Origin of the sequence: Lysinibacillus capsici, from assembly GCF_003367505.1 — a bacterium.
GTDB lineage: Bacteria > Bacillota > Bacilli > Bacillales_A > Planococcaceae > Lysinibacillus > Lysinibacillus capsici.
In genome coordinates, this window is sequence record NZ_PXXX01000001.1 from 133,712 (window position 1) to 143,667 (window position 9,956).

Below are 9,956 nucleotides of genomic sequence, written 5' to 3' on the forward strand. Positions count from 1 at the left end.
AAGGGAGGATTAAGTATGATTCCATACAAACACGAACCATTCACAGATTTTTCACAAGAGGCAAACTACAATGCTTATGTAGAGGCTTTAAATAAAGTTGAAGGTTACTTAGGTCAAGACTACCCACTAATTATTGGTGGCGAGCGCATTACAACAGAAGATAAAATCGTTTCGTACAATCCTGCAAAGAAAACAGAAGTCATTGGTCGCGTTTCGAAAGCAAGTAAAGATTTAGCTGAAAAAGCGATGCAAGCGGCAGATGAAACATTCAAAACATGGAAAAAAGTTGATCCAGCCATTCGTGCGGACGTTCTTTTCAAAGCGGCAGCGATTATCCGTCGTCGCAAACATGAATTCTCTGCATTATTAACAAAAGAAGCGGGGAAACCATGGGCAGAGGCTGATGCAGATACAGCGGAAGCAATCGACTTCATGGAATACTATGGTCGCCAAATGCTACGCATTAAAAACGGTCAGCCAGTCGAAAGCCGTCCAGGTGAATACAATCGTTATGACTACATTCCATTAGGAATCGGTATTGTCATTTCTCCTTGGAACTTCCCATTTGCAATCATGGCTGGTACAACAGTAGCTGCTTTAGTAACAGGGAATACAGTGTTATTAAAACCAGCTTCAACAACGCCAGTTATAGCGTATAAATTTATCGAAGTATTAGAAGAAGCTGGTCTTCCAGCAGGTGCGGTGAACTTCGTACCAGGTTCTGGCGCTGAAGTAGGTGACTACTTAGTCGATCATCCAAAAACACGCTTCATCAGCTTCACAGGTTCACGTGATGTTGGCTTACGTATCAACCAACGTGCATCAGTATTAAACGAAGGCCAAATTTGGATTAAACGTGTCATCGCTGAAATGGGCGGTAAAGATACAATCGTAGTGGATAAAGAAGCAGATTTAGAATTAGCTGCACAATCCATCGTGAAATCAGCATTTGGTTTCTCAGGTCAAAAATGTTCAGCATGTTCTCGTGCTGTCATCGTAGAAGATGTGTATGAGCAAGTGGTAAATCGCGTAGAAGAGTTAACAAACGCTTTAACAGTGGGTGACCCAACTGATTATAGCAACTTCATGGCAACAGTTATTGACCAAGCAGCATTCAATAAAATTACAGAGTACATCGAAATCGGTAAAGGCGAAGGTCGTTTAGTAGCTGGTGGTACAGCAGACGATTCAGTCGGCTACTTCGTACAACCAACTGTATTCGCGGACGTAGATCCTTCTGCTCGTATTATGAAGGAAGAAATCTTCGGACCAGTGGTAGCCATTGCAAAAGCAAAAGATTTCGACCATGCGATTGAAATTGCAAACGATACAGAATACGGTTTAACAGGCGCTGTTATCACAACAAACCGTATGAACCTAGAAAAAGCACGTGAAGAATTCCATGTAGGAAACCTTTACTTCAACCGTGGCTGTACAGGTGCAATCGTAGGTTACCAACCATTTGGTGGCTTCAACATGTCAGGTACAGATTCAAAAGCAGGTGGCCCAGACTACCTACAGCTGCATATGCAAGCAAAAACAACTTCAGAAATGCTTTAATTTTCACATTGACGTGAGGGCTGTTCAAAGTAGGTAGAAATTGAGGCATTTTGAATGAATTTGTGATACTTCTCCAGGTAACGCTACCCTGGCTAAAACCGTAGACTTTCATGACGTAGTTTACCTTGGAGAAGTTAGCAAATTTACCGTTTGAATTGTTGCTATATTCTTAATCATTCTACTTATAGTGATACATAGTCCCTTTCTTTTATAAAGTTTTTCAACATGATTAGTAAGGAGAGAATAGGATATGACAAAAACTCAACAAGTTATTGAACAAACACAAAATTTTGGTGCAGCAAACTATCATCCACTGCCAATCGTTATTTCAGAGGCTGAGGGTGCTTGGGTTAAAGATCCAGAAGGTAACAAATATTTAGATATGTTATCTGCTTATTCAGCAGTAAACCAAGGACACCGTCACCCAAAAATTATCGCTGCTTTAAAAGAGCAAGCTGATAAAGTAACGTTAACTTCACGTGCTTTTTACAGTGAAAACCTTGGTGAATGGTATGAGCTAGTAGGGAAACTAACAAATAAAGAAATGGTATTACCAATGAATACTGGTGCTGAAGCAGTAGAAACTGCGTTTAAAGCAGCTCGTCGTTGGGCATATGATGTAAAAGGCGTAGAAGAAGGTAAAGCTGAAGTTATTGCATGTAATGGTAACTTCCATGGTCGTACAATGCTAGCTGTATCTTTATCTTCTGATGAAGAATACCGTCGTGGTTTTGGTCCAATGCTTCCAAATGTTAAATTAGTAGATTATGGTAATCTTGAAGCTTTAAAAGCGGCTATTACACCAAACACTGCTGCATTTTTAATTGAGCCAATTCAAGGTGAAGCGGGTATCGTCATTCCAACAGAAGGCTTCTTAAAAGCAGCTCGTGAACTTTGCCGTGAAAACAATGTACTTTTCATTGCTGACGAAATTCAAGCTGGTTTAGCACGTACAGGTAAAATGTTTGCTTGTGATTGGGAAGAAGTAGAACCAGATATGTATATCTTGGGTAAAGCTCTAGGTGGCGGCGTATTCCCAATTTCTTGTGTGGCTGCAAACCGTAGTATTTTAGGTGTATTCAACCCGGGTTCACATGGTTCAACTTTTGGCGGTAATCCTTTAGCTTGTGCAGTTTCAATTGCATCAATTAAAGTATTATTAGATGAAAAATTAGCTGAGCGTTCACACGAACTTGGCGAATACTTCAAAGGTAAATTAAAAGAAATTAACAACCCAGTTATTAAGGAAGTACGTGGTCGTGGTTTATTTATCGGTATGGAGCTAACAGAAGCAGCTCGTCCATACTGTGAAAAACTTAAAGAATTAGGTCTATTATGTAAAGAAACACATGATACAGTAATTCGTTTTGCTCCACCACTTGTTATTTCTCAAGAGGATTTAGATTGGTCAATTGAACAAATTGAAAAAGTATTTAAACTTTAACAAAATGTTCACATTTTAATTCGGAAGTATGTTACAATGATGCCGATAACTATCATTAAAAAAAACAAAGAGGCGATTTAATAATGTCTGAAAACTTAAATCTTTTCACATCAACACAAGATGTCATTCAAGATGCTCTAAATAAACTTGGCTATGATGAAGCAATGTATGAATTACTAAAAGAACCGCTTCGCATGCTACAAGTACGTATCCCAGTGAAAATGGATGATGGTACAACAAAAGTATTTACTGGTTACCGTGCACAACATAATGATGCTGTAGGACCAACTAAAGGTGGGGTTCGTTTCCACCCACAAGTGTCTGAGGAGGAAGTTAAAGCGCTTTCAATGTGGATGACATTGAAATGTGGTATTGTCGATCTACCGTACGGCGGTGGTAAAGGCGGTGTCATTTGTGATCCTCGTCAAATGTCAATGGGCGAAATCGAACGTTTAAGCCGTGGCTATGTTCGTGCGGTAAGTCAAATCGTAGGACCAACAAAAGATATTCCTGCGCCAGACGTATTTACAAATGCACAAATTATGGCATGGATGATGGATGAATATAGCCGAATGGATGAGTTCAACTCTCCAGGCTTCATCACTGGTAAGCCACTAGTACTTGGTGGTTCTCAAGGTCGTGACCGTGCGACTGCACAGGGTGTTACAATCGTAATCGAAGAAGCAGCAAAAAAACGTGGTATTGATATTAAAGGTGCTCGTGTTGTTATTCAAGGATTTGGTAACGCAGGAAGCTTCCTTGCAAAATTCATGCATGATTTAGGTGCGAAAGTAATCGGTATTTCAGATGCTTATGGTGCACTTCATGATCCTGAAGGTTTAGATATCGACTATTTATTAGATCGTCGCGATAGCTTCGGAACAGTAACTACTTTATTTGAAAACACAATTTCAAACAAAGAATTGTTAGAGCTTGATTGTGATATTTTAGTACCAGCTGCTATTGAAAATCAAATTACTGCTGACAATGCACATAATGTGAAAGCAAATATCGTAGTAGAAGCGGCAAATGGTCCAACAACAGCTGAAGCAACTAAAATCTTAACAGAGCGTGGCATTTTACTTGTACCAGACGTATTAGCCTCTGCAGGTGGAGTTACAGTTTCTTACTTTGAATGGGTGCAAAATAACCAAGGTTATTATTGGACAGAAGAAGAAGTGGAAGAACGTCTATACAAAAAAATGGTCGAAGCATTTGATAATGTATATACAACAGCAACAACACGTAACATCAACATGCGCTTAGCAGCTTACATGGTAGGTGTTCGCCGTACTGCAGAAGCTTCTCGCTTCCGTGGTTGGGTTTAAGTAAAAAGAAGATAATGAGTCATTCCTATATTATTGGGATGACTCATTTTTTTCGTTTTTATTTGATTGAAGAAGGTGGTCTAGGCGCTGCTCTAATAGCATCTTTTTTTCGTTCCTTATTTTTTTGATTTTAAAAAATCTTAGCAGAAAAAAGCCCAAAATTATGGTTACGACAACAATTACAATAATAAGCATGTGCAAAAATTCCTTTTATTTTATGTAATGAGTAGTACTATACAACTATTGTCTGAACAAAATCTGAACAGTTTGAAAAAACGCTTTCGAAATAGCAAAGTGTTGACAGCGTTTAATCTTTGCTTTCTCTAGCGTAATTATGAGAAAATCCAACTAGAAAGGGGCGAATTAGATGGATTCATTTACTTTTTTTAACCCAGTGAAACTACATTTTGGTGAGGATGCACTTGAAAAATTGCCGAAAGAATTAGAGCAATTTGGAAACAAGGTATTAGTTGTATATGGTGGCGGAAGTATTAAATCGAATGGTGTATACGATGCTGTTATAGAAAAATTACAACAGGCGGATAAAACCGTATTTGAATTAGGTGGTGTAGAGCCAAATCCACGAGTAGAAACAGCTAGACGAGGTATTGAGATATGCAAAACTGAAGGAATTGACTTAGTTCTTGCTGTGGGTGGTGGTTCAGTAATCGATTGTTCTAAATTAATTGTTGCTGGCGCTAAGTATGATGGCGATGCTTGGGATATCGTGAAACGTAAAGTGTTTGTAGAACAAGCTATACCACTAGGTACGGTATTAACACTTGCTGCTACAGGCTCAGAAATGAATGCTGGATCTGTGATAACGAATGCTGCTACAGAAGAAAAACTAAGTTGGGGTAGTCCAGCAGCCTTCCCGAAATTTTCAATACTAAATCCAGCATATACAGTGACTGTACCTAAAAATCACACTGTGTATGGAATAGTGGATATGATGTCGCATGTATTTGAGCAATATTTCCACAATACAACGAATACTCCTATCACAGATGAAATGTGTGAAGGGGTATTGCGAACAGTTATTACGACAGCTCCAAAATTATTAGAGGACCTAGAAAATACGAAGTTACGCGAAACCATTCTATTAGCAGGGACAATTGGTTTAAATGGATTCCTATCAATTGGTTCACGAGGGGATTGGGCATCTCATAATATTGAACATGCTGTATCTGCTGTATATGACATTCCACATGCAGGTGGTTTAGCCATTCTTCAACCGCATTGGATGCGTTTAAATGTACCAGTAAATCCTGAGCGTTTTGCAGGTATAGCAACACGTGTGTTTGGAGTCGAGGCAATAGGTAAAACAGTAGAAGAGGTTGCTTATGAGGGGATTGATCGTTTATCTGCATTTTGGACATCATTAGGGGCACCTAGTCGTTTGGCAGATTACGATATTGATGATTCGAAATTCCAGCAAATTGTAGATCATGCTATGCAAAATGGCCCTTTTGGCAACTTTAATCGATTGCAAGAGGAAGATGTAAGAACCATTTTACGAAATTCTCTTTAATACTTTAAGTATGAGGCTATGCTTATAGCCTCATACTTTTTTTATTGCAAGGTTAAGAAAAATTAACGATTAATGTAGAATTTTGTCGTAGAAGTTTCTTTAGTCCTGCAATATAATAAAATAGATACATAATAGAAGGGATATAAATGTATTTTTCTTTATTTTAAGTGAGGAAAGTTATGTTTTTAACTGAGTCATTCAACCTATATTGTAGATTATTTTACTATAAGGTGATTTATGGAATGACAGAAAAGGATAGTTTTTTGTCGTAATCAGTCAATTCGTGTGTCGATGTTCAGAAGTTGTTCAGCCACCTTTACTAAAATAATTACAATATTAAACAAAGAGGAGAGGGATCAAATGTTGAAACAATTGCTACAGGACCGTATTGTTACATTAGGTTGTATAGAAATGCCATTCCAGCAACATGTTTATAAAATGCAAAATTGTGTAGAGGTATTGGGGATTGAAGCGAAATCATTGCAAATTGAAAATGATAAAATTATCACTGGATACATTGTAGATCAAAGTATATTTTTTAAAAGCGTGCGTTTTGGGCGAACGAATGTTATTTTTTCGGATGGTGTAAATAAAGCAATTGTACAATTATTTGTTCGTCCTTCTGGAGAAATTGTTGTAGAAGTTAAGCCGTATTTGGGGGGTGCTGAGATTGTTCCTGTTTATTATCGAACAATTTTAGCAGATACAGCTATTGCAATTGATTTAAAAGGTGCTTTAAAACATTATTTGGTAGCCCATCAATTTATGAATATAGAAGATTCAATTGCTGAAGTACATTACCAATCCATGCATCCGAATGTATTAAAGGATTCTTTTTTAGGAAATTTCGTGTTGGGTTGTCATGTGGATGGCAGAAATATTCTCAATGCAGAAGAATATGCATTAGCTAATCGTCAAGCCTCCTTACTATTTTCAAAAATCGTTATTCAGCAGAATGGTAAAAGACAAATGATTGCTTGTAATAAATTACTTACTTTTATGATTACAAACCATGTTTATGTAGGTTATGAAGATATTCCTAATTTAAAATTAGTCTAACAAATAGCCAACTGCCTGAAATACGGCAATTGGCTATTTGTTTTTATAAAGTATTAAATGGAGTTGTTTGGTTTTTCACCAACATGTATCCAGCTTGTTTTCCCATCATCTTCGTCGAATAATATAGCTACTTTAGATACTCCTTTTTGGCTTAGGATTACCTCTGTTAAATGATCCCGAACATCATCTAAAAAGGCTAACGATAAAAGCGGATCAGCTTCAGCCACTAATTCTACATGTAAAAACTCTCCTTCTTTAATCACTTCAAGACGCACAATATCTTTGATATTTGGATCATCCATTACGAGATGAGCGATATGGTTTAACATCTCTTCATCAGTTTCACCAATGACACCACGTGCGTTATCAAGGAATACTTTACCTACAACATAAAACATCATGACCCCAATTATCATCGAAACTAGTCCTTCTATTCGACCCCAACCTGTAAAATAAGCAATTAAAATAGCAGCAAAGGCTAAGAAGTTGCCTCCAGTAGCAACTAAATCTTCCATAAAAACTAATTTTGTTGCCGGTTTTGCTCTATTCAAGTATGTGAATGCTTTCGGAATAGATGCGATACCTGCTTTTTCTTGACCTGATTCATGTAGCACTTCTGCAGCCGCTTTAGCTAGCACTGTCCCTTCTAAAACAATCCCGATGAATAATACTCCTAGGGCAATCAATATCCCGCTAGACTCTCCTGTGGGATGAATAAAATGATGCCAACCTTCTTTTATTGTTTCATAAGAAAGGATAGCTACAATTATTACGGCGAAAAGGCATACTAAATTGACAATACGACCAAAGCCACCGGGAAATTGTTTTGTAGGTGCTTTTTTAGAGAGTGCTGACCCTATATACACAAATAATTGGTTTGCTGCATCGCCTAGAGAGTGCATCATTTCTGCAAACATCGCAACGTTACCTGTAAAGAAAAAGGCGATTCCTTTAATAATTCCTAAAAATGCATTTACACATGCAGCCATTAGAGAGGGTTTGTTACCGTCTTTTAGTAGTTTTAATAGTTCTGCCATAAAAAATCCTCCAACTAGTTTAAAATTTCCATTTCGATTTTTTCTATATAAGATAGTGCTCGTAATGAACGATAAAATGACAACAAATTATCCGAGACGATTAAGGAAAGACGTAAATCTAACTCATGTAAAACACTATCGTTTTTTAAGTGCACATCTTTAATGCGTATATTTTCAATGATAATGTTGTTGTCCTTTAAAAATAATAGAAATGATTCTGTATGGTTGTCATCATCAATTTGGACTTTTAATAAAATTTCCCGCATACGAATTCGCTTTGGTCCGATTTTCATAAGAAAAGGTGATAGTACTTCAATTCCAAAAACAATGATCACAACAGCTAGTGTTGCATCCATGTAAAAACCTGCACCAACCGCAATACCAATACCAGCGGCTCCCCAAATCATAGCAGCGGTTGTTAAACCAGTAATGCTGTCATTCCCGCGTCTTAGAATGACTCCTGCACCAAGAAAGCCAATTCCACTAACAATTTGTGCGGCTAAACGAAGAGGGTCCATCGTAATATTAATATCTTCTCTAGCGGGGGTTGAGTAGGCAGTTTCAATGGAGATAATCGTTAATAAGCAGCTGAAAGTAGCAATAACTAAACTTGTTTTTAATCCAACTGGTTTTTTCTTTAATTCCCTTTCGATACCGATTACTAAACTTAATGTGGCTGCAATAACTAATTTTATGCCAACTTCATATGTAATCATATTTTCGAATAATGTTTCCATACACAACCCTCCATTGATATTTCGTATTGCTAAGAGATATGCAAACTGTCATTATTATATGTGCATCACTTTTTTGTATTGTACAACATGAAGTAAGGACATATAAGTATTTTTTTAGGAAGGTGAGGTTTTTTGGAGCAGCCAAAAATCCATCCATACATCCCGATTGTGATTGGTGTAATTTCAGTATCGATGTCAGCTATTTTTGTGAAATTAGCATCGGCGGAAGCGGGGATTATAGCATTTTATCGCATGCTATTTTCCGTTTTAATCATGGCACCATGGTTTTTAAGGGGATATACAAAGGAGTTAACGACTTTAAAAAGACGTGATTGGCTATTTTCTTCAGTTGCAGGGATTTTTTTAGCTTTTCATTTTATATTATGGTTTGAATCACTCAACTATACTTCAGTAGCAAGTTCAACAGTTTTAGTAACACTACAACCTTTGTTTGCGTTTGTGGGCACTTACTTTTTCTTTAAAGAGAAAATTACGATGAAAACAATCGTAGCAGGATCAATTGCAATAATAGGAAGTGTTTTAATTAGTTGGGGCGATTTTAAAGTAAGTGGAACAGCCTTATATGGAGATGTACTGGCACTCATTGCTTGTGCACTAGCGACAGCTTATTTTCTATTAGGACAGGATGTACGTAAGAGATTATCGCTTGTGACCTATACAATGGTTGTATATGTTGTAAGTACCATCACTTTATTTATATATGTAATGGTTAAAGGGGAATCTTTTGGTCCATATTCTTCGATGGATTGGTTATGGTTTATCTTATTAGCGTTAATACCAAATTTACTTGGTCATACTTTGTTTAATTGGTCAATTAAATATGTTAGTACGAATGTTGTTTCAATTGCTATATTATTTGAGCCTGTAGGAGCTGCTCTTTTAGCTTTGGTAATATTTAAAGAGTATTTAATCATGACACAAATCATCGGTGGATTGATTGTATTAGCAGGAATTCTATTGTTTGTAATAGATATTAAAAAGATTTTTAATTTTTTTAAGAAAAATGCTTGATTTTTAAAATGCTATATTATATATTATTACTTGTCCTTAACAAGAAGGAACGCTTGAAAATAAAGTTTTGAAAAGTTGTTGACTTTTAGTTGGGAATGAGATAAGATAATAAAGTCGCTGAAAACGACTTAAATAAAATGAACCTTGAAAACTGAACAAGCAAAACGTAATCAATAAAGTTTTAAGTAGCTAGTTTTGCTAGTGAATAAAACACAATTTTGGACATCA

The 9,956-nt window shown here is 36.8% G+C and carries 8 protein-coding genes; 6 read left to right on the top strand and 2 right to left on the bottom strand.

What is annotated here, in order from left to right; translation table 11 throughout:
- The first annotated feature begins 15 nt into the window (after positions 1 to 15).
- From pruA to C7B89_RS00670, 5 genes are all read left to right on the top strand, one after another.
- Positions 16 to 1,560: an L-glutamate gamma-semialdehyde dehydrogenase gene (gene pruA, locus C7B89_RS00650; protein ID WP_103118703.1), complete on the top strand. Its 1,545-nt coding sequence runs from the start codon at positions 16 to 18 to the stop codon at positions 1,558 to 1,560.
- Between the two features lie 250 nt (positions 1,561 to 1,810).
- Positions 1,811 to 3,004 (top strand): ornithine--oxo-acid transaminase, encoded by a 1,194-nt coding sequence (locus tag C7B89_RS00655; protein ID WP_004233780.1) that lies wholly within the window; start codon positions 1,811 to 1,813, stop codon positions 3,002 to 3,004.
- Positions 3,005 to 3,087: 83 nt separating this feature from the next.
- Positions 3,088 to 4,332, top strand: coding sequence for a Glu/Leu/Phe/Val family dehydrogenase (locus C7B89_RS00660; protein ID WP_004233781.1), 1,245 nt, complete (start codon positions 3,088 to 3,090; stop codon positions 4,330 to 4,332).
- A gap of 367 nt (positions 4,333 to 4,699) precedes the next feature.
- Positions 4,700 to 5,863 (top strand): iron-containing alcohol dehydrogenase, encoded by a 1,164-nt coding sequence (locus C7B89_RS00665; protein ID WP_048395807.1) that lies wholly within the window; start codon positions 4,700 to 4,702, stop codon positions 5,861 to 5,863.
- A gap of 360 nt (positions 5,864 to 6,223) precedes the next feature.
- The gene (locus C7B89_RS00670) at positions 6,224 to 6,922 is read left to right on the top strand and encodes a hypothetical protein (protein ID WP_115672981.1); all 699 of its coding nucleotides are present in this window, start codon (positions 6,224 to 6,226) and stop codon (positions 6,920 to 6,922) included.
- 53 nt (positions 6,923 to 6,975) lie between these two features.
- Here the strand turns inward: C7B89_RS00670 and C7B89_RS00675 are convergent, their stop codons facing one another.
- Entirely contained in the window at positions 6,976 to 7,959 is a 984-nt protein-coding gene (locus tag C7B89_RS00675) for a cation diffusion facilitator family transporter (protein WP_048395811.1), read from the bottom strand.
- Between the two features lie 14 nt (positions 7,960 to 7,973).
- The gene (locus C7B89_RS00680) at positions 7,974 to 8,696 is read right to left on the bottom strand and encodes an MgtC/SapB family protein (protein WP_004233792.1); all 723 of its coding nucleotides are present in this window, start codon (positions 8,694 to 8,696) and stop codon (positions 7,974 to 7,976) included.
- Positions 8,697 to 8,828: 132 nt separating this feature from the next.
- Here C7B89_RS00680 and C7B89_RS00685 point away from each other — a divergent pair, with 132 nt between their 5' ends.
- Positions 8,829 to 9,728 carry a DMT family transporter gene (locus C7B89_RS00685; protein ID WP_054548469.1) on the top strand — a complete coding sequence of 300 codons (900 nt, stop codon included), beginning with the start codon at positions 8,829 to 8,831 and terminating at the stop codon, positions 9,726 to 9,728.
- The last annotated feature ends 228 nt before the right edge of the window (positions 9,729 to 9,956 follow it).